At 67.0% G+C, this 17,971-nt stretch carries 19 protein-coding genes; 11 read left to right on the plus strand and 8 right to left on the minus strand.

What is annotated here, in order from left to right:
* Window positions 1-55: 55 nt before the first annotated feature.
* From bla to ABD104_RS11945, 3 genes are all read left to right on the plus strand, one after another.
* Complete coding sequence (bla, locus tag ABD104_RS11935; protein ID WP_242621592.1) at window positions 56-970, plus strand: class A beta-lactamase; 915 nt, start codon at window positions 56-58, stop codon at window positions 968-970.
* An 81-nt stretch (window positions 971-1,051) separates the two neighbouring features.
* Window positions 1,052-2,023, plus strand: coding sequence for a Bug family tripartite tricarboxylate transporter substrate binding protein (locus tag ABD104_RS11940; protein WP_343927591.1), 972 nt, complete (start codon window positions 1,052-1,054; stop codon window positions 2,021-2,023).
* Window positions 2,024-2,047: 24 nt separating this feature from the next.
* Window positions 2,048-3,133, plus strand: coding sequence for an ABC transporter substrate-binding protein (locus tag ABD104_RS11945; protein ID WP_279818046.1), 1,086 nt, complete (start codon window positions 2,048-2,050; stop codon window positions 3,131-3,133).
* 8 nt (window positions 3,134-3,141) lie between these two features.
* Here the strand turns inward: ABD104_RS11945 and ABD104_RS11950 are convergent, their stop codons facing one another.
* The 6 genes from ABD104_RS11950 to ABD104_RS11975 form a co-directional block, all read right to left on the minus strand.
* Window positions 3,142-4,122, minus strand: coding sequence for a ketopantoate reductase family protein (locus ABD104_RS11950; RefSeq protein WP_087840828.1), 981 nt, complete (start codon window positions 4,120-4,122; stop codon window positions 3,142-3,144).
* 22 nt (window positions 4,123-4,144) lie between these two features.
* Window positions 4,145-5,662, minus strand: a complete 1,518-nt coding sequence (locus tag ABD104_RS11955; RefSeq protein ID WP_343927592.1) for a tripartite tricarboxylate transporter permease — start codon at window positions 5,660-5,662, stop codon at window positions 4,145-4,147.
* 12 nt (window positions 5,663-5,674) lie between these two features.
* Window positions 5,675-6,118, minus strand: a complete 444-nt coding sequence (locus ABD104_RS11960) for a tripartite tricarboxylate transporter TctB family protein (protein ID WP_343927593.1) — start codon at window positions 6,116-6,118, stop codon at window positions 5,675-5,677.
* Between the two features lie 72 nt (window positions 6,119-6,190).
* On the minus strand, window positions 6,191-7,216 hold the full coding sequence (locus ABD104_RS11965) for an alpha-hydroxy acid oxidase (RefSeq protein ID WP_343927594.1): 1,026 nt from the start codon (window positions 7,214-7,216) through the stop codon (window positions 6,191-6,193).
* Between the two features lie 10 nt (window positions 7,217-7,226).
* Window positions 7,227-8,198: a Bug family tripartite tricarboxylate transporter substrate binding protein gene (locus ABD104_RS11970; RefSeq protein WP_343927595.1), complete on the minus strand. Its 972-nt coding sequence runs from the start codon at window positions 8,196-8,198 to the stop codon at window positions 7,227-7,229.
* 33 nt (window positions 8,199-8,231) lie between these two features.
* Complete coding sequence (locus tag ABD104_RS11975; RefSeq protein WP_343927596.1) at window positions 8,232-9,038, minus strand: TauD/TfdA dioxygenase family protein; 807 nt, start codon at window positions 9,036-9,038, stop codon at window positions 8,232-8,234.
* Between the two features lie 234 nt (window positions 9,039-9,272).
* On the opposite strand from ABD104_RS11975, the gene ABD104_RS11980 reads away from it, so the two are divergent.
* The 6 genes from ABD104_RS11980 (at window position 9,273) to ABD104_RS12005 (ending at window position 15,530) form a co-directional block, all read left to right on the plus strand.
* Entirely contained in the window at window positions 9,273-10,676 is a 1,404-nt protein-coding gene (locus ABD104_RS11980; RefSeq protein WP_343927597.1) for an MFS transporter, read from the plus strand.
* Between the two features lie 55 nt (window positions 10,677-10,731).
* A complete protein-coding gene (locus ABD104_RS11985) occupies window positions 10,732-11,484 on the plus strand; it encodes a GntR family transcriptional regulator (protein WP_343927598.1) in 753 nt (250 codons plus the stop codon).
* A gap of 28 nt (window positions 11,485-11,512) precedes the next feature.
* On the plus strand, window positions 11,513-12,505 hold the full coding sequence (locus ABD104_RS11990) for a Bug family tripartite tricarboxylate transporter substrate binding protein (RefSeq protein ID WP_343927599.1): 993 nt from the start codon (window positions 11,513-11,515) through the stop codon (window positions 12,503-12,505).
* A gap of 25 nt (window positions 12,506-12,530) precedes the next feature.
* Window positions 12,531-13,232 carry a DUF1028 domain-containing protein gene (locus tag ABD104_RS11995; protein WP_343927600.1) on the plus strand — a complete coding sequence of 234 codons (702 nt, stop codon included), beginning with the start codon at window positions 12,531-12,533 and terminating at the stop codon, window positions 13,230-13,232.
* Between the two features lie 118 nt (window positions 13,233-13,350).
* The gene (locus ABD104_RS12000; RefSeq protein ID WP_343927601.1) at window positions 13,351-15,267 is read left to right on the plus strand and encodes a putative bifunctional diguanylate cyclase/phosphodiesterase; all 1,917 of its coding nucleotides are present in this window, start codon (window positions 13,351-13,353) and stop codon (window positions 15,265-15,267) included.
* Between the two features lie 92 nt (window positions 15,268-15,359).
* Window positions 15,360-15,530, plus strand: coding sequence for a hypothetical protein (locus ABD104_RS12005; RefSeq protein ID WP_176400825.1), 171 nt, complete (start codon window positions 15,360-15,362; stop codon window positions 15,528-15,530).
* A gap of 261 nt (window positions 15,531-15,791) precedes the next feature.
* Here the strand turns inward: ABD104_RS12005 and ABD104_RS12010 are convergent, their stop codons facing one another.
* Entirely contained in the window at window positions 15,792-16,088 is a 297-nt protein-coding gene (locus ABD104_RS12010; RefSeq protein WP_254914655.1) for a BrnA antitoxin family protein, read from the minus strand.
* Complete coding sequence (locus ABD104_RS12015; protein WP_087840839.1) at window positions 16,075-16,341, minus strand: BrnT family toxin; 267 nt, start codon at window positions 16,339-16,341, stop codon at window positions 16,075-16,077. Before ABD104_RS12015 ends, ABD104_RS12010 begins: the two co-directional genes overlap by 14 nt.
* Window positions 16,342-16,522: 181 nt before the next feature.
* On the opposite strand from ABD104_RS12015, the gene ABD104_RS30320 reads away from it, so the two are divergent.
* Complete coding sequence (locus ABD104_RS30320) at window positions 16,523-16,771, plus strand: site-specific integrase (RefSeq protein ID WP_425543330.1); 249 nt, start codon at window positions 16,523-16,525, stop codon at window positions 16,769-16,771.
* Window positions 16,772-17,065: 294 nt separating this feature from the next.
* Window positions 17,066-17,722 (plus strand): hypothetical protein, encoded by a 657-nt coding sequence (locus tag ABD104_RS12025; RefSeq protein ID WP_343927602.1) that lies wholly within the window; start codon window positions 17,066-17,068, stop codon window positions 17,720-17,722.
* Window positions 17,723-17,971 lie beyond the last annotated feature (249 nt).

A 17,971-nucleotide genomic window follows, 5' to 3' on the forward strand; every position in this document is an offset into this window, starting at 1 on the left:
GAATACGGCCCCGCCTTCGCGCGGGCAGCCATTCCCTGCCTAGGAGGAAACGTCCTTGACCACTCGCCGCTCGTTCCATGCCCTCGTCCTTTCCAGCCTCGCCTGCGGCGCACGCGGCGCCTGGGCCGGCCAGCCGGCGGGCACCCTGCCGGTCGCGGCGCGCAACGCCGCCCTGGACGAGCTGGCGCGCCTGGAGCGGCTGATCGACGGGCGGCTGGGCGTGTGCATCGTCGATACCGCCTCCGGCGAGGAACTGGGCCGCCGCGCCGACGAACGCTTCCAGATGCTCAGCACCTTCAAGCTGCTGGCCGCCGGATTCGTGCTGGCCCGGCATGACCGGGGCGAAGATTCGCTGGACCGGCGGATCCGCTACACCCGGCAGGACCTGGTCAATTGGTCGCCCGTGACCGGGAAACACGTGGGCGATCGCGGCATGACCCTGGCCGAACTCTGCCATGCCACCATGACCACCAGCGACAACACCGCCGCCAATCTCATCCTGCGCAGCTTCGGCGGCCCGGAGGCGCTGACGCGTTTCATCCGGGGCCTGGGCGACGGCGTCACGCGCTGCGACCGCTACGAACCCGAGCTGAACGTGCCCCATGCCACCGGCATGCTCGACACCACCACGCCCCACGCCATCACGCGCACGCTGGGCAGGCTGACGGTGGGCGAGGCCCTGTCGCCCGCGTCGCGCGAACGGCTGCAGGCATGGCTGGTCGGCAATACGACGGGCGACAAGCGGCTGCGCGCGGGCATACCGGCCGGCTGGCGCATCGGCGAGAAGACCGGCACCTACTCCAAGGTGGGCGCCAACGACATCGGGCTCGCCTGGCCGCCCGCACGGCCCGCGATCCTGATGTCGGTCTACGTCGCCAGCACGCGGGTATCGGACGAGGTCAAGGACCAGGTCATCGCCAAGGTGGCGGAACTGGCGGGGCGGCTCTACGGCCGGCCGGAAAACAGATAAGCTAACTCGAATTCATTGGTTCCCCGCCCAGGGGGTGCATGCCTATAGTGGCGCCCTTCCCACGCCACGCTTTTCTTCATCATGCATCTCCCGCGGCTCATCCCGCTGCTCGTCCCGTTCGCCGGCCTGATCGCGCCGGCAGCCGGACACGCGCAAACCTATCCCTCGAAACCCATACAGATCGTCGTCCCGGCGGCGCCGGGCGGTAGTCCCGACATTCTCGTGCGCCTGCTCGCGCCGTCCCTGGCCGCGCAACTGGGCCAGCCCATCACCATCGAGAACCGGCCCGGCGGCGCGGGCAACATCGCCTCGCAACACGTGGCGCGCGCCGCGCCGGACGGCTACACGCTGCTGTTGGCCACCGACATCATCTCGATCAACCAGTCGCTGTTCACCAAACTGCCGTTCGATGCGCGCACCAGTTTCGCGCCCATCGTCCACGCCATCTCTTCGCCCCAGGTCTTCGCGGTGAACCCGGCCGTACCCGCGCGTAGCGTGCAGGAATTCCTGAAACTGGCGAAGGCCGCGCCAGGCAAGTATTCGCTTGCCTCGCCCGCCATCGGCACCACCGGCCAGCTGGGCGTGCTGCTGCTGCAAAGCCAGGCCGCCATCGAAGTCAAGCCGGTGGTCTACCGCAGCGCCCAGCCCGCGCTGACCGACGTGCTGGGCGCCCACGCCGATGGCATCATCGTCACCATCGCGCCCGCCCTGCCCTTCATCCGCGAAGGCCGGCTACGCGCGCTGGCCGTCTCCACCGCCAGGCGTTCGGCCGCCCTGCCCGACGTGCCCACCTTCGCCGAACAGGGCCTGCCCGATTTCGTCTTCGACTCGTGGCAGGGTTTCGTGGCGCCGGCAGGCACCAGCCCCGAGATCATCGACCGGCTCAACCGCGCCTTCAATGCCGTCCTGCGGGAACCAGAGATCCGCAGGCAATTGCAGGCCCAGGCCTTCGATCCGGCCGGCGGCTCTCCCGATGCGCTGCGCAAGGTGATCGGCGACGGCATCGTCAACTGGGGCAAGGTCATCCGGGCTCACGACATCCGCGTCGAGTAACGCACCGCCGACAGGAGCAAGAACATGCCCAGCCCGGACATCTCCCGTATCGACCGCCTGTGGTACACCCGCTGCCCGGTGCCCAGCGCCTCGGGCATCGCCATCCACCACGGCTGGATCGATGCCGAATTCGCGCCGGACGGCATCGCTGTCTCGTCGCTGCGCGCCTCGCCCAGCCGGGCCGTGCGCGAATCGCATTTCGACCACCGCCAGGCCAACTCCTTCCGCCAGGGCGGCAACGCGCCACCCATCTGGTCGCGCTCGGAAGGCCAGGACGTCGTGGTCGTCGGCCTGACCTGGCTGCCCCAGTACCAGGCCATCCTGGCCCTGCCCGGCGCTGGCATCCGCGATGTCCGCGACCTGAAGGGCAAGCGCCTGGCGCTGCCGCGGCGGGTGAATGAAAAGATCGATTTCTGGCGCGCCTCGGCGCTGCAAGGCTATCTGCAGTCTCTGGCCGCGGCGGGCCTGGGCGCTGACGATGTCAGTTTCATCGATCTGCCGGTCGAGGCGCCGTACATAGGCGACCAGGCCGCCTCATCGTCCGGCCCGCTATTCGACGCGCGCCAGACCGCCAGCCAGTCGCGGGCCGAGGCCTTGGCGCTGATCCGCGGCCAGGCCGATGCCCTGTACGTCTACGGCGCGCACGGTCCCGCCCTGCGCGAATTCCTCGGCGCCGACATCGTGGTCGACATCGGCCACCACGCCGACCGGCGGGTCGCCATCAACAACGGCACGCCCAACGTGCTGTCGGTCAGCGGCGAACTGGTACGCACCCGTCCTGACCTGGTGGCGCGCTACCTCGCCCAGGTCCTGCGTGCCGCGCAGTGGGCGCGCGAGCACCGCGCCGAAGCGGCCGGCATCATCGCGCGCGAAGTGTCCGTGGTCGAGGAGTGGGTGCCGGCGGCGTTCGGCGCCAGCCTGTATGAAAACCTCGAACCCAGCCTGGCCCCGGACCTGATCGAGGCACTGTCGATCCGCAAGGATTTTCTCCATCGCCACGGATTCATCCGCCACGATTTTTCCGTGGACGACTGGATCGATCCGGCGCCGCTCGCCCAGGCACGCGAACTGCTGCGCCGGACCGAACCGCTGGCGGCCGCCGGGCGTTGAGGCCTTCGTCATCCGTGCGCGGCGGGTGACCGCGCGTGCGCGCGGTGCGCCAGCAGGGCCAGCATCACGTCCAGCATGGGCGTGTCCACGCCGGCCGACCGGGCCAGGTCCTGGACCGCGAATAGCTGGGCGTCCAACTCCAGCGGACGTCCGGCCAGCAGGTCCTGCAACATGGAGGGCGGATGCGGGTTCGATCCCGTGGCCGCCACCTGCCCCTCCAGGTCGAACGCCATGGCGACGCCATGGCGGGCCGCCACCGCGCACGCTTCCCGGGCCAGGCGGGCATACAGTTCGCGCGTGGCGGGATCCGCAAACAGGGCCGACGATGGCGAGTGGGTCAGGCTGGACAGCAGCGAACTGGGAACGTTGAGCAGGAGCTTGCCCCAGATCTCCCGGCCGATGTCCCCGGTGGCCGCCGCGCCCGGCAGCCCGCGCCGCATCAGCGCCACCACCTGCTCGAGCCGCGGCGACAGCGCGCCGCCGGGCTCGCCCACCACGAAACTGCTGGCGCGCGAATTGTTGCGCACCACGCCGGGCGCGACGACCTCGTTGGGCGAACGGATCACGCAGCCCAGCGTCCGCGCCAGGCCCAGTTCGCGCGCCAGCGTGCCGTCGGGATCGAGCCTGGACGCGGAGGGAGCACCGCCGCGCAGGTTCGCCAGGTACCACCACGGAATGCCGTTCACCGCGAAGACCACGGGCGTATCGGGTCCCAGCAGGGCCCGCATCGATGACGCGGCCGGCGGCAGACCGTGGGCCTTGAGCGTGGAGATGACCAGATCCTGCGGCCCCAGGTCGGCGGGACGGTCGCTGGCCGCCACGCGCACGGTGAACTCGCCGTCGTGACCGATGAGCCTCAGGCCGTCGCGGCGTATGGCCGCCAGGTGCTCGCCGCGGGCGACGACCGACACGTCGACGCCAGCCCGGGCGAGATGAGCCGCCATGTATCCGCCCACCGCCCCGGCGCCGAAGATGCAAACCTTGTTCATGATGAAAAAGTATCCAGAGAATCTATGCCTCGGCCTCGACGAAGACCTGCCGCCGCCTGGCCTTGATGAACGACAGGCTCATCAGCGCAAGCGTGCCCGCGCAGATGGCCAGGAACGTCGCCGACAGCGGGCGCTGGACGAACACCGACCAGTCGCCGCCCGACAGCGTCAACGACCTGCGCAGGTATTCTTCCATGTCGCCGCCCAGGATGAAACCCAGCATGAGCGGCGCACCCTCGAACTGCAGCCTGCGTGCGGCATAGCCGAAGAAAATGAAGAAGGCCAGCAACAGGACCGCGAACGCGCTGTTCGAGATGCAATAGACGCCTATCGTGCAGAACAGCACGATGGCGGGAAACAGCCATTTGTACGGCACGGTCAGCAGCCGTATCCAGATGCCGATCAGCGGGTAATTCAGAATCAGCAGCATGAAATTGCCGATCCACATCGACGCCACCAGCGCCCAGAACAGGTCGGCGTTGCGGGTGAGTATCTGCGGCCCGGCCTGGATATCGTGGATGGACAGGGCGGCGATCATCAGCGCCATGACGGGACCCGACGGGATGCCCAGCGTCAGCATGGGAATGAAATTCGTCTGCGCCCCGGCGTTGTTGGCGGACTCCGGTCCCGCCAGCCCGCGCAGGTTGCCCTTGCCGAAATCGGGCTCGCCTGCCTTGGGGCCGAGTTTTTTCTCGACCGTGTAGGACGCGAAGGACGCCAGCACGGCGCCGCCGCCGGGCAGCACGCCGAACAGCGTACCGATGGCCGACCCGCGGAAAATGGCGGGCATGGCGGCCTTCATGTCCTCCCGAGAGATCCTGAGCCGGGAAACCCGCTGCGGCGCGACGTGCCGGGAGGGATCGGCATTGTGCAGGTTCCAGATGATTTCGCCGAAGCCGAACCAGGCCATCGCGACGATGGCGAACTCCAGTCCATCCTCGAGATCCAGCAAGCCGAACGTGAAGCGGGTCTCGCCCGAGGTGACGTCGCTGCCCACCATGCCGAACAGCAGGCCCAGCACCGTCATCGCCAGGGCCTTTAGCATGTCGCCCGAAGACAGCGCGATGGCGCCGATCAGGCCCAGGCACATGAGCGCAAAATATTCGGGCGCCCCGAAGTGGAAGGCCACCTTGGCCAGTTGCGGCGAGAAAGCCGCCAGGATCAACGTGCCCACGCAGCCGGCAAAGAACGATCCGACGGCCGCCAGCGCCAGCGCCGTTCCGGCCTTGCCCTGGCGCGTCATCTCGTAGCCGTCCAGCGTCGTGACCAGCGACGACGACTCGCCGGGAAGCTTGATCAGGATGGCGGTGGTCGAACCGCCGTACTGCGCGCCGTAGTAGATGCCCGCCATCATGATGAGTCCGGGAATCGGATCGAGCGCGTAGGTGGCCGGCAGCAGCATGGCGACGGTGGCCACGGGCCCCAGCCCCGGCAGCACGCCCACCAGCGTGCCCAGCAGGCACCCTGCCAACGCGTACATCAGATTGGAGGCGGAAAGGGCCAGCGAAAAACCGGTGGCGATGTTGTGCAGCAGGTCCATGGATAGTCCGGTTCAGTACGACCACGGCCACAGCGGGATGGCCAGGCCGAACAAAGCGACGAAAATCACCAGCGAGATCGCGGTCAGCAGCGCCGAGAGCAGCAGATTCTCCCGGAACGACAGTTGCTGATTGGCAAGCCCCGTGATGAACACGAGCACGAACATGGCGGGCACCAGCCCGGCGCCCCGGAATCCCGATGACCCGCCGCCCCCCAGCAGCACCGCGAACACGACCAGGCCGCCGATGATGCAGGCCAGCGGCCGCACCGGCCACCGGCCGATGGCGGCCGCCTCCCGCCGCCCCCAGAACTCACGCACGGCGATGGCCGTGCCCAGGACCGCCAGCAGCACGCCCAGGATCATCGGGAAGTAGCCCGACCCCGGCTCCAGCGAATCGCCGATGCCGTAGCCGATCGACAAATGAACGGCCCCCGCCCCCACGAGGACCAGAAACACCGCTGCATAGACTCTTTCCACTCGACTGCCTTGAAAGGTGATGGCTGGATCGCCGCGCGCCGCCCGGCCGCGTCAGCGCTTGAGGACCCTCAGGCCCCGCAGGTCCGCCAGCGTGGGCGTGCCCAGCAGGGCCATATTGGTGAGGATCTGCCGCCGCAGCGCGGACAGATAGGCCGCCAGGCCGGTTTCGCCGTCCAGGGCATAGGCGTACAGACAGGCGCGCCCCAGGGCCACCACGTCCGCTCCCAGCGCCAGCGCCTTGAGCACGTCGTTGCCGGTCTCGAAGCCCCCGTCCACGACCAGCGTCGCGCTGCCGTCCAGCGCCCGCGCGATCGGGCCGAGCAGGGCCAGCGTACCGGCGCCCTGGTCGAACTGCCGGCCCCCGTGGTTCGAGACATAGACGCCCGCCACGCCCAGGTCGCGGGCGCGAACGGCATCGTCGGGATCCTGGATGCCCTTGATGAAGAACGGAATGCCGGGATGGGCGGCGATCAGCCGCCGCAGCGCGGTCCAATCGAAGGAGCAGCGATGCGCGCTGGTGCCGCGTACGCTGCGCAGCGCGGCATGATTACCGGTTTCCACATCGGCGGGGCGGACCGGGAACACCGGCGCGTCCACCGTGACGATCAGGCCCGAGTACCCCCGGTCGACGGCGGCCGCGCATTGCTCGTCCAGCCAGTCCTGGTTGCCGTCCACGTAAAGCTGGAACAAACCGCAGGCCCGCGGCGGCACCCGCAGCGCACCCGCGTCGGGCAGGGCCGAGCCGAGCGCATAGGCGATGCCCGCCGACTCGGCCGCCCGCTGTGCGCCCGCCGCGCCCTGCTCATGCACCAGGTGGAGCGACCCCACCGGCGCCAACATGACCGGCAGCAACAGTTCGCGGCCCAGCAAAGAGGCCGAGCACGCGATGTCCGTCACATCCACCAGCACGCGGGGAACCAACGCCACGGCATCCAACGCGTCGCGATTGCGGCGCAGCGCCGCGCCGGTTTCCGCGCCCCCCGACAGATAGGCCCACAGTTCGGCGGGCAGCGTCCGGCGCGCGCGCTCGGCGCGATCCTCGACGAAGCTGCGATGCGGCGCGGCGTCCCCGTTCACGTCCGCGCGCTCACTTCGCGCCGTGCGTCCGGTAGAAGGCTTTCCAGAAGTCGATGTCCTCCTGGGTCTTCTTCGTGGCGTAGGCGGGGCCGGCGGTCAACAGGACGCCGCCGGAGTTGCGCACGAAGGCGGCCACCGGGCCGGCATCGTGGATGGTCCCGGCCGCCTTGACCAGCGCGTCCTTCACCGGGGCCGGCAGCCCCTTGGGCGCGAAGATGCCGAACCACGACGAACCGACCGGCGCGAGGTCGGGATAGCCGGCCTCGACGATGGTCGGTACGTCGGGGTAGATCTCGCTGCGCTGGTCCGAGACGATCGCGATGGGCCGCAGGGTCTTGCCCTCGACGTAGGGCTTGATGAAGGCCGACGTCAGGTAGCCGGAAGCCAGTTCCCCTGACATCACGGCCAGGGCCTGCGCGCCGCCTCCCTTGTAGGGTACGTGGACCAGCTTGATGCCGGCGCTCTTCTCCAGCGTCTGGCCGATGATGTGTGCCGAGGTGTTCGGCCCCACGCTGCCATAAGTCAGCTTGCCGGGATGGCGTTTCGCGTACTCGACGTAATCCTTGATCGTCGTGATCGGACTGTCGGGCTTGACGTAGAGCAGGAAGGCCTGCGACGTGATGGCGGTGATCGCCTCCAGTTCGGCGAAGGTATCGAACCGCCCCTGCGCGGTCTCCTGCGTCAGGCCGGACGTCACGACCAGCGTATAGCCGTCGGCCGGCGCGCGCGCCGCGTACTTGCCGCCGATCACCCCGCCCGCGCCCGGCTTGACCTCGACGATGACGGACTTGCCCAATACCTTCTCGAGCTCGGTGGCGTACAGCCGCCCCAATTGTTCGGTGATGCCGCCCTGGTAGGGAATGACCAGCGTGACGGGCTTGGATGGATAGTCCTGTGCCAGGCCGGGCATGGGCAGCGCGCCGGCCATAATGCCGGCCGTGGCGGCGGCAAGCAATCTGCGCCGTGCGATGTGGGTGTTCATGTGAAAAACCTCTGATGCATCCCGTGTAGGGATCTAGTCGATGTCGAAATAGGCTTCGGGCTGGGGACCGGCGACGGTCACGCGGTTCAGGTAACGCGGATAGTCGCCGTAGTCATGCACGGCGTAGTGCGTCGTGCACCGGTTGTCCCAGATGATCGCGTCGCCCGCCGACCACCGGTGCCGGTAGCTGAATGCCGGCTGGCCGTTGTAGCGGCGCAGCCAGTCCAGCAGCAGCGCGCTCTCTTCCCTGCCTATCCCTTCCAGGTGCTCCGCATGGGCGCTCAGGTAGAACACCGGCCGGCCGCTGACCGGATGCCTGATCACCAGTGGATGCGCAAAGCCGGGCAGGTCGTCGCGGCTCGCGCCGGTGCGCACCTTGACCTGCCCGCGGTTGTAGTGCACCGCGCGGATCCGATTGATGAGCCGCTTCACGCCCTCCGGCAGGTACTCGTAGACCAGGTACTGGTTGCACCACATCGTGTCGCCCCCGAGCGGCGGCAGGTCGATCGCCGTCAGGAACGACAGGTAGGGCGGACACTGATCGTAGGTGCTGTCGGCGTGCCAACGTTCGGAAATGGCGAGTGCCTTGCCGTTGTTCTTGATGGGGATCGCATGGCGATGCCCGTCGATGGGCTTGAGGAAGGAACCCAGCCAATGTTCACCGAAGCGTCCGGCGAAATCCTCCAGGCCGCCGGCGTCCAGAAACTGACCGGGCAGATGGATCACGCAATGCTCGGCGATAAGGGATTTCAGCCGCTCGACATCGGCCGGCGTCGCCTCGGACGCCTTGAAATCGGTGATGCGCACGCCTACGGTCGGCGTCAGGGCCTGGACTTCCATGAATCTGTCTGTCGTCGTTGCGAAGACCGGCAAGCTTAGTCACCTTGTCCGTTGAAGCGAACAAATAAGATCGACTATCGACATACGTTTTTCGCACCGGCTCGGCATGCCCGGAAGCGGATAAGGTCATGCGCAATCCTTCGTTCGCCGCGACCCGCGCCGCATGCATCATGCGGGCTCCCCATGTCGTTTGCCGCGATGCCCGGCCCGGGCGCCGCACGAGGCCTCATCCGCGTGTCCGCACCAGACTCCCTCTCCTTCCCCGCGCCGGCGGACGACGGCCTGCGCATGCCGCGGCGCGCCGTGGCGGTCGGCGCCATCACCCTCGCCGCCATCCTGAGCGTGCTGGACGGCAGCATGCTCAACGTCGCGCTGCCCTTGATCTCCGCCGAGACCGGCATGTCTCCCGCGGCATCCGTCTGGCTGCTCAACGCCTACCAGCTCACTATCGTGGCCAGCCTGCTGCCGCTTGCCGTGGCGGGTGAACGCGTGGGCTATGCCCGCGTCTTCCGGCTGGGGCTGCTGCTGTTCACGCTCAGCGCACTGGCCTGTGCCTTCGCGCCCGATGCCCGGACGCTGGTGTCGGCCCGCATCGTCCAGGGCCTGGGCTCGGGATGCATCATGAGCAGTGCCGCCGCGCTGCTGCGCGCCGCCTACCCCGCGCGCCTCTTCGCCACCGGCCTGGGCATCAACACCATGGCCGTGACGCTGGCCGCCGCGGCGGGTCCCGCCCTGTCGTCCGCCATCCTCGCCGTCGCCCATTGGCGCTGGCTGTTCTCGATCGCCCTGCCCGCCGGCACCCTCGCCTGGCTCTGCGCCTTCGCCCTGCCCGCGACGCCGCGCCGCCCGACCCGGCTCGACCTGCCCAGCATGGCCCTGAACGTCGCGGCCCTGAGCCTGACCGTCATCGGCCTGGACCGACTGGGCGTCCATCCCCCCACGGGCCTGGCCGTCCTGCTCGCGGCGGCGGCCGCCTGGCTGGCCTGGATACGCCGGGATGCCCGCCGCGCCCGCCCGCTGCTGCCGCTGGACCTGTTCGCCATCGTCCGCTTCCGCCTGTCCATCTTCACGTCCCTGCTGATGTTCGCGACACAGATGGCCAGCCTGATCGCGCTGCCCTTCCATTTCCACGGCGACCGGGGCCTGACCCTGCCGCAGGCGGCACTGCTGCTGACCGTCTGGCCCATCGGCGCCACCGTCACCACCTTCTTCGCCAGCCGCCTGCTCGCGCGCTTCGGCGCGGCCACGCTGTGCGCCACGGCCGCCATCGTCATGGTGGCCGGCCTGTCGTGGATCCTGCTGGCCCCGGACCACCTGTTCCTGCTGCTGGCGCCGGGCCTGGCGCTGGGGGGCATCGCCGTCGGCCTGTTCCAGGCGCCGAACACGCACGACATGCTGTCCAGCCCGCCGCGCGACCGGGTCGGCGCGGCCGGCGGCATGCAGGCCATCGCCCGCGTGGGCGGCCAGTCGCTCGGCGCCACGCTGGCGGGCATCGGCCTGGCGCAATCCGACCGCATCGGGCCGACCCTGGCGATCGCATTCGCGATGGGATTGGCGCTGATGGTGCTGGCGGTGAACCTGCGGCGGCGGCGATTCCTGCCGGCCATGGAACGGACAGGGACGATGGCTCGATCTTGACATCATGATGTCATGCCGTCATGATGCCTTCACATCATGACGGCATGACTCACGCATGAACCTTCCCAACCCGCTGCTTGCCGAAGGCGGCGCGCCGCTGTACCGGCAGGTGGCCGAGCACCTCATCCAGCGCATCGCCAGCGGCCAGCTCGTCCCCGGGGATGCCCTGCCCCCGGAAGACAGCCTGTGCCGCGAGTTCGGCGTCAGCCGCATCACCGTCCGCAAGGCCGTCGAGGAACTGCTGGCCCGCCACCTGATCGTCCGCCGCCGCGGCGTCGGCACCTTCGTCAACGATCCGCGCCGGGCCACCAAGGACGTGACCTTGGTAGGCGTGATCGACGAGGTCCTGCCGCGCAACCAGGTCACCGTCGTGGACGAGGCCTGGACGCCCCTGCCGGCCAGGCTGCGCGAACTCTTCGGCCTGGGCACGCAGCAATGGAAATGCGTGCGCGCGGTCAACCACGTGGCGCCCGCCGAACCGCTGGACTACGCCCACTTCTACTTCGCCGAACACGTGGCCGACGGCATAGGCGCCGCCGAGGTGGCCGGTCCGCTGCCGCCGGTCAAATACCTGCAGACCCGCCTGAACGTCCGCATCGACCACGCCGACCAGCTCGTCGAGCCCCTGGCCGCCACCCGAGAGATCGCCGCCCGCCTGGGCATCCCCCGGAACACGCCGGTGCTGCGCGCCACCCGCATCTACTACGACGCGCAGAACCGGCCGGTGGAGATCGTCGATGCGGTCTATCACCCCGAACGCTACCGATACACGGCCACCCTCTACCCCAAGGCGGGAGCCGGCAACTGATTCCTCGTCGTCTTTCCAAGGACACGCCATGCGCTCGAGCAGATGGAACGGCAAGTTGTCGAAGTGGTCACGCTACCTGTTGCTGGGGGTAGCCATAGCCAGCAGCCAGGCGGCCGCGCAGGACTATCCGGCGCGCCCGGTCAAACTGGTCAGCCCCTGGGCGCCCGGCGGCGCCAACGACATCTTCTGCCGGGCGCTGGCGCAGAAGCTGACCGAATCGCTGGGCCAGCCCGTGGTCGTGGAAAACCGCCCCGGCGCGGCCGGCACCATAGGCTCGGACTACGTGGCCAAGGCGCCGGCCGACGGCTACACCCTGGTCATGGGCAGCTCGCCCACCCACTCCATCGCGCCCGGCCTGTATCCCCGGCTGCCCTACGATCCCATGCGCGACTTCGCGCCCGTCACGCTGGCCGCCGTGGTGCCCAACATCCTCGTGGTCCATCCCTCGCTGCCGATCCGGTCGGTGCCCGAGCTAATCGACTATGCCAAGGCCCACCCCCGCCAGCTCAACTTCTCGTCCACCGGCAACGGCTCCTCGCAGCACCTGTTCGGCGAACTCTTCAAGTACCTGGCCCGCGTCGACATCGTCCACGTCCCCTACAAGGGCACGGGCCCGGCGCTGAACGACCTCCTGTCCGGCCAGGTGCAGATGGCCTTCGAGAACCCGCCCGCCCTGCTGCCCCACATCCAGGCCGGCCGCCTGCGCGCGCTGGCGGTGGCGGGCACCAAGCGATCGGCCTCGCTGCCCGACCTGCCCACGGTGGCCGAGGCCGGCCTGCCCGGCTACGACGTCGCGGTCTGGTTCGGCATCTTCGCGCCGGCCGGCACGCCCAAGCCCATCGTCGAACGGCTGCACAAGGACATCGCCGCCGCGCTCGCCTCGCCCGACATCAAGACGCGCATGGACGGCTTCGGCGCCGAGATCATCGGCGCCGGCCCCCAGCAGTTCGATACCTACCTGCGCGCCGAGATCCCCAAGTGGGCCGCCATCATCAAGGCGGCCAACGTCAAGGTCGACTAGCCCCATCCACCCCAAGGAGGTATCCATGACGTTCTCCGTGATCGCCCGCTGCCCGCGCACGGGCATGTTCGGCATCGCCATCGCCACGCGCCCCATGGCCATCGGCGCCAAGTGCCCGTTCCTGCGGCCCGGCATAGGGGGGCTGGTCGTGCAGGCCAACGGCGATCCCCGCCTGGGACCGCTGGGCCTGTCGCTGCTGGAACAGGGCTATTCCGCCCGCAAGGTGCTGAACGACATCATCGAGAGCGACGGCGAGGACAACATCGCCTGGCGGCAGATCGCCGTCATCGACAAGGACGGCCGGACCGCCGCCGTCACCGGCAAGGACAACGAGGACTGGAAGGGCCACATCGCCAAGCAGGACTATGTCGTGCTGGGCAACCGCCTGACCAGCGAGCGCACGCTCACCGCCATGTCCGAGGCCTTCGAACGGCACGCCGACCTGGAACTGGCCGACCGCCTGGTCTGCGTGCTGGAAGCCGCGCGCGACGCCGGCGGCCAGGTGGCCGGCCAGCACTCGGCCGCGCTGCTGGTGCACAACAGGAAGTCCTACGCCTGGGTCGACCTGCGGGTGGACGAACACGACGAGCCCATCGGCGAGCTGCGCCGACTATACGGCCTGTACGTGCCGCTGATCCCCTACTACGACCGGCGGCCGGCCAACCCCAGCATGCCGCGGGACGATGTGTGGCGGAAGGAAACCGGCGTCCAGGGGGGGCCAAGATAAGGGTTCCTGACAATACCGTTCCACCACATCCAGGATCGATGATGCGATTACACTTTTGAAGCCAGACCGTAATCCGCCGCGCCGCAGGTGAGGAGTCGCACCTTGCGCGCGGGAACGTATGAACACCCTGTTCCCCCTCCTTTTGTCCGCCCTGACTCCGATCGCGCTGACTTCGGTCTATGTCGCGCTCAGGGCGTGGCTGCCCGGCGGCAGGCAGGGGAACCTCCACATGTCGGTGCTGTTCGGCGCCGCGATGTGGCTGGCCATGATGTCCTCGGTCCACCACGGCCCATACACGATCGCCGACATGCGAGGCGCCATCCTGGTGCTGGCCTACCTGTTCGGCGGCCCCATACCCGCGCTCGTGTCCCTGGTCATCGGCGCCATCACGCGCAGCTGGATAGGCGGCCCCGTGGCCCCCATAGGCGTGGCGGTCCTGGCCACCATCTTCCTCGGCATCCTCCTCCTGGCGCGCTGGCCCGACCGGCTCGTGCCCGAGCCCGGCGCGGTCTCGGCGCGCGCCCTCGCCACGATGGGCGCCTGGGCCTCGCTGAACCAGGCCGCCGCGCTATGGCTGGCCCATGCGGCCGGAGCGCTGCTCATCGTCATGCCGCTCACCCAGTTCTGCGTGACCATGATCGCAGGAGGCATGCTGATACTCATCCAGCAGAAGACCAACCTGGGCCGCAAACTCAACGAGCAGCAGGACCTGGTCAGGACGCTGCTGGTCCGGGACCGCGCCTCCGGCCTCCTCAACCGGGCCGGCTTCTGGCTCGAACTGGATGCCGCGCTTCGAAAACTCGCCGGCTCCGACGACAAGATCGTCGTACTGCTCATTTCCATCCGCCGGCTGCGCAACGTCAGCGTGACGCTGGGCCCGCGCCTGTCCGAATCCCTGCTGACCCAGGCAGCGCGCAGGCTGGAAGCCGTGGTGAAGAACCCGACCCTGGCGCGCTTCGACGATGGCACCTTCGGCCTGTTCGTCATGGCCGATCCCCTGGACGAAACCGTCGCGCTGGTCGACGACGTCTTCGCCGCCTTCCGCCGCCCCTTCCATTTCCATGGCCGCGACCTGCACCTGAGCCTGAACATAGGCATCAGTTCGTCCTCGGGCGACCACGATGCCCTGGAGACACTCATCGCGCACGGCAACCAGGCCCTGGCGCGCTCCATCACGCTGGGAGAAAACCGGCTGCAGGTCTACGACGAAAACACCGTCGTACAAGCCGTCCGCCCCATGAAACTCGAAGTGGAACTGCGGCGCGCGGTCGAGACCGGCAACGAATTCCTCCTGCAATACCAGCCCAAGGTCCACCTGGATACCGGCAAGCTCCACGGCGTCGAGGCATTGTGCCGCTGGCATTCCCCGGCGCTGGGCCAGGTCGCTCCCGACGAATTCATTCCCGTGGCGGAAACCTCGGGCCTCATCGTCCCCCTGGGAGACTGGGTGCTACATGAAACCTGTCGCCAGCTCGTCGAGTGGCGCCGGCGCGGCTTCGTCCCGCCAGTAACGGCCGTCAACCTTTCCGCGAAACAACTGCTGGACGACGACTTTCCCGAAAAATCGTTGCGCTGCGTGCTGGGCCACGGCCTGAGCCCGTCGCAGATCGAGTTCGAACTGACGGAATCCTCCGTGATGACGAACCCCAACCTGTCGATCAACGTACTCAACCGCCTCAAGGCCCTGGGCTTCCCGCTATCCCTGGACGATTTCGGCAGCGGCGCCTCGAACATCGGCCACCTGAAAGCCCTGCCCTTCGACTGCATCAAGATCGACAAGAGCGTCATCGACGACCTGGGCGCCAGCGACGATGCCGAAATCGTCTGCCAGGCAATCTATGGGCTGGGAAGCGCGATGCACCTGGACATGGTCGCCGAAGGCATCGAGACCGAGGTCCAGCGCAACCAGCTGCGCAAGATCGGGTTTACCTTGGGACAAGGGTTTTATTTTTCGCCGGCGCTGAATGGGGATGAGTTGGCCACGGGGTGGCTGGCGCGAGGCTACAGGAGCCAAGGCGCGGAATCGGCCCTATGAGCTGTCGATTCCGGCCGCCTTCATTCGTCGTACCGGTGACACCGGTCGCCTCACAGGCTGGCCGGCTCTCGATATATGCTACCGAGGCCAACATGGCAACCCAAGAAAAAGTCACCGGTCCGGCGTCCTACTTCCCTTCGATCGAAAAGAAGCACGGCGAACTGCCCACCCCCGCCATGGCGAAACCGGGATGGGCTGCCGACGCGGGGCCGCTGGCTGCCCGACACAACAAAGCCAGCATTCCGCCCATAGCCCGCCCCTGAGCGGGCTTTCGCACATTCAACGTATGAAAATGTGCGAGGAAAACCATGTCAGGAAAAGCGGAACGGCGCGCCGCACGCGCCAGGCTGCGGCGAAAGCGGGCCTATTGGTGGGGTCACAAACTGACCGGGGAAGCTGAGCGGAGCAAGGTCATCGATACCCCAACGCCATGTAGCTGCTGGATGTGCGGGAATCCTCGCCGCCACTCGGGGGAGCGCACGGTACAGGAACGTCGATGGCTCCAAGACCTATGACCACGTTTTTTACGTCTTTTGCACAAGGTCCCGTGCCCGGTGATCCCGGAGCCAGTCCCGCAGCGCGTCATTCATCCTCGACTGCCAACCTGGCCCGCTGGATTTGAACGCGTCCACAACCTCCTGATCGTAACGGACCGTGAGTTGGACTTTCGTTTGAGCCGCGCGCGGGCGCCCAACTTTCCGCAGTTGCTTGAACTCTTCTTTGCCCAGCTCGTAGGTGTCAGGGTCCGCGGCGATGCCGGCGTTGATCGCCGCATCCTCGTCTGGGGTGGGCATGATGAGCCCTTTCTTAAGCTTCGGCATAAGCCTTCACCTCCCTGGAGTTCGCCTTGCGCAGGCTGATTACATGCATCACATCGCCACGCTGCGTGAACACGACACAGAACAGGCGTTGTTCGATAACCGCATACCCGATCTCTCGAAGTTCGCCATAGTCGTGCCGGGTATCAGGTTTCGACATCACTTCGGGCCAATCGATCCGAGCTGCGAGCGCCAAGGACACGCCATGCTTGCTCTGGTTGATTTGATCCTTGGCAGGGTCGAATGTGATTTCCATTTAATTATTGTAGCTACATAATTAGGGAGTGGCAATCTATTTTTGTAGCTACAGCGCCACCATTCCACGATTAGCAGCCCGGCCGCATCCAGCGCCTCGGTAATCGTCTGCATGGCCTGGGTTCTCCACCCTCGGCGTGGCGCGCTCGCTGCCCTTGCCCCGCAGTCCCCGTAGCCGGGACATGATCAGCCCGTTGTGTTTGGTAGCGGTGTTCCTATGCACGTCGCGGTGGTCCGCCAGCCGGCCCAGCTTCGAGGATTTCCACTTCCACGACCTGCGGCACACCTGGCCGAGCTGGCACGTTCAGCGCGGCACGCCGCTCATGGTGCTCAAGGAGCTTGGCGGCAGGGAACGGATCGATTTTGGTCAAACGGCATCGCGCAAAAAGAAACGCCACCGGTCAGGGTGGCGCCAAGTGCTTGATACCTGAGTAATTCTTTGGTGGGCCTCCTCGGAGTCGAACCGAGCCCCAACGGATTATGAGACGCGTTTTTTGTAAAAGACAATAGCGAAAAGTGCTGCAAAATCAATCGCTTACAGCGACATCCGCCCCTATCAACGGCAGCACTTTCACGCGATTTAGGCCCTAAATCGACCGATTCATGTCAAGAAAATGTCAAACGGAAAGCGCCCGCGAGAACCGGAGCGAAACCGGGATTACACGACCTTCTCGCCGAAATTCTACCGGGGCACAATAGCGCTAGCCCATAACACGAGGTACGCCATGAGCCGCACATCCCTGATGGACGAATGGGAAGCATCCGTACAAGAGGCCTTTCCGACTGCCGTCCCAAACACGGCAGTTTTTACCGGAGCGGCCAACATCGCCAACCTGCTTACGGCTCTGTCCCGTAGGGGGTGTGTGCATTTTTTCTTGCCAGACCGTGGCGGTCATGACATCAGTGGGGCGCGCGTTTCGCCGTTCGACGATGACGCGATCGAATGGCATACCAGCCACGATTCTGACGACGGGTTCAAGCTTGCGGTAAACGTGATGCGCCCCACGATCGCGAGCTTCCGGTGCCCACCGGGACGCCTTGACTTGGCGCACGTGATTCTCGAATGCGGCACGATGGAGGCCCAAAGGCCCGCCAATGTCCATGGCGGCAGGGAAGAGCTTGCCCAGCTCCCGAGCGGCACATATGACTCTCGACAGAACTTTCAGGCGGACTCGATGCAGGGCCGCGGCGAGTCCTTCCCCCTAGGCACCCGATATGTCACCCGGTACGTTCAGCCGGCACGGTTTGCGCTCTTCGCTAAGGCTTCTTCCTACAACAAGATGCCGGACCCAGACGCCTACGATGCGATCCACACGGATTCGGCGAAATTCGACGCCGTGTTGCAAGCACTCTTGCGCTTACCACCGGACCACTTCGCTTGAGATCGACGGGCGTCCGCACCGACCAGGTTCGGATCCGGTTCGTCCGCAGCGGACTCGGCACGGGAAGCGCCCAACCTAGTCTTCGGCGTCGAAGCCGGTCGAGAAATCGGCCCTGTAACCATACTAGTTAACCATCATCAATGGGATAGATGTGACCTGCTCCCCAATTTAGTACGAAACCAAATTAGAGTCTGCGGTTAAAAAACTGTCTGCAAACTGCTTGGGCGTCAGATACCCGAGCGAACTGTG

Origin of the sequence: Pigmentiphaga daeguensis (genome assembly GCF_039523035.1) — a bacterium.
Classification (GTDB): Bacteria; Pseudomonadota; Gammaproteobacteria; order Burkholderiales; family Burkholderiaceae_B; genus Pigmentiphaga; species Pigmentiphaga daeguensis.

Excerpts from the sequence above, each read along its gene's own strand:
- ABD104_RS30320 (WP_425543330.1), top strand. The coding sequence starts at position 16,523 with ATGATCAGCCCGTTGTGTTTGGTAGCGGTGTTCCTATGCACGTCGCGG.
- ABD104_RS11950 (WP_087840828.1), bottom strand. The coding sequence starts at position 4,122 with ATGAACAAGGTTTGCATCTTCGGCGCCGGGGCGGTGGGCGGATACATG.
- ABD104_RS11975 (WP_343927596.1), bottom strand. The coding sequence starts at position 9,038 with ATGGAAGTCCAGGCCCTGACGCCGACCGTAGGCGTGCGCATCACCGAT.
- ABD104_RS11990 (WP_343927599.1), top strand. The coding sequence starts at position 11,513 with ATGCGCTCGAGCAGATGGAACGGCAAGTTGTCGAAGTGGTCACGCTAC.
- ABD104_RS11985 (WP_343927598.1), top strand. The coding sequence starts at position 10,732 with ATGAACCTTCCCAACCCGCTGCTTGCCGAAGGCGGCGCGCCGCTGTAC.
- ABD104_RS12025 (WP_343927602.1), top strand. The coding sequence starts at position 17,066 with ATGAGCCGCACATCCCTGATGGACGAATGGGAAGCATCCGTACAAGAG.
- ABD104_RS11940 (WP_343927591.1), top strand. The coding sequence starts at position 1,052 with ATGCATCTCCCGCGGCTCATCCCGCTGCTCGTCCCGTTCGCCGGCCTG.
- ABD104_RS11955 (WP_343927592.1), bottom strand. The coding sequence starts at position 5,662 with ATGGACCTGCTGCACAACATCGCCACCGGTTTTTCGCTGGCCCTTTCC.
- ABD104_RS11945 (WP_279818046.1), top strand. The coding sequence starts at position 2,048 with ATGCCCAGCCCGGACATCTCCCGTATCGACCGCCTGTGGTACACCCGC.
- ABD104_RS12010 (WP_254914655.1), bottom strand. The coding sequence starts at position 16,088 with ATGCCGAAGCTTAAGAAAGGGCTCATCATGCCCACCCCAGACGAGGAT.
- ABD104_RS12015 (WP_087840839.1), bottom strand. The coding sequence starts at position 16,341 with ATGGAAATCACATTCGACCCTGCCAAGGATCAAATCAACCAGAGCAAG.
- ABD104_RS11995 (WP_343927600.1), top strand. The coding sequence starts at position 12,531 with ATGACGTTCTCCGTGATCGCCCGCTGCCCGCGCACGGGCATGTTCGGC.
- ABD104_RS12000 (WP_343927601.1), top strand. The coding sequence starts at position 13,351 with ATGAACACCCTGTTCCCCCTCCTTTTGTCCGCCCTGACTCCGATCGCG.
- ABD104_RS12005 (WP_176400825.1), top strand. The coding sequence starts at position 15,360 with ATGGCAACCCAAGAAAAAGTCACCGGTCCGGCGTCCTACTTCCCTTCG.
- ABD104_RS11970 (WP_343927595.1), bottom strand. The coding sequence starts at position 8,198 with ATGAACACCCACATCGCACGGCGCAGATTGCTTGCCGCCGCCACGGCC.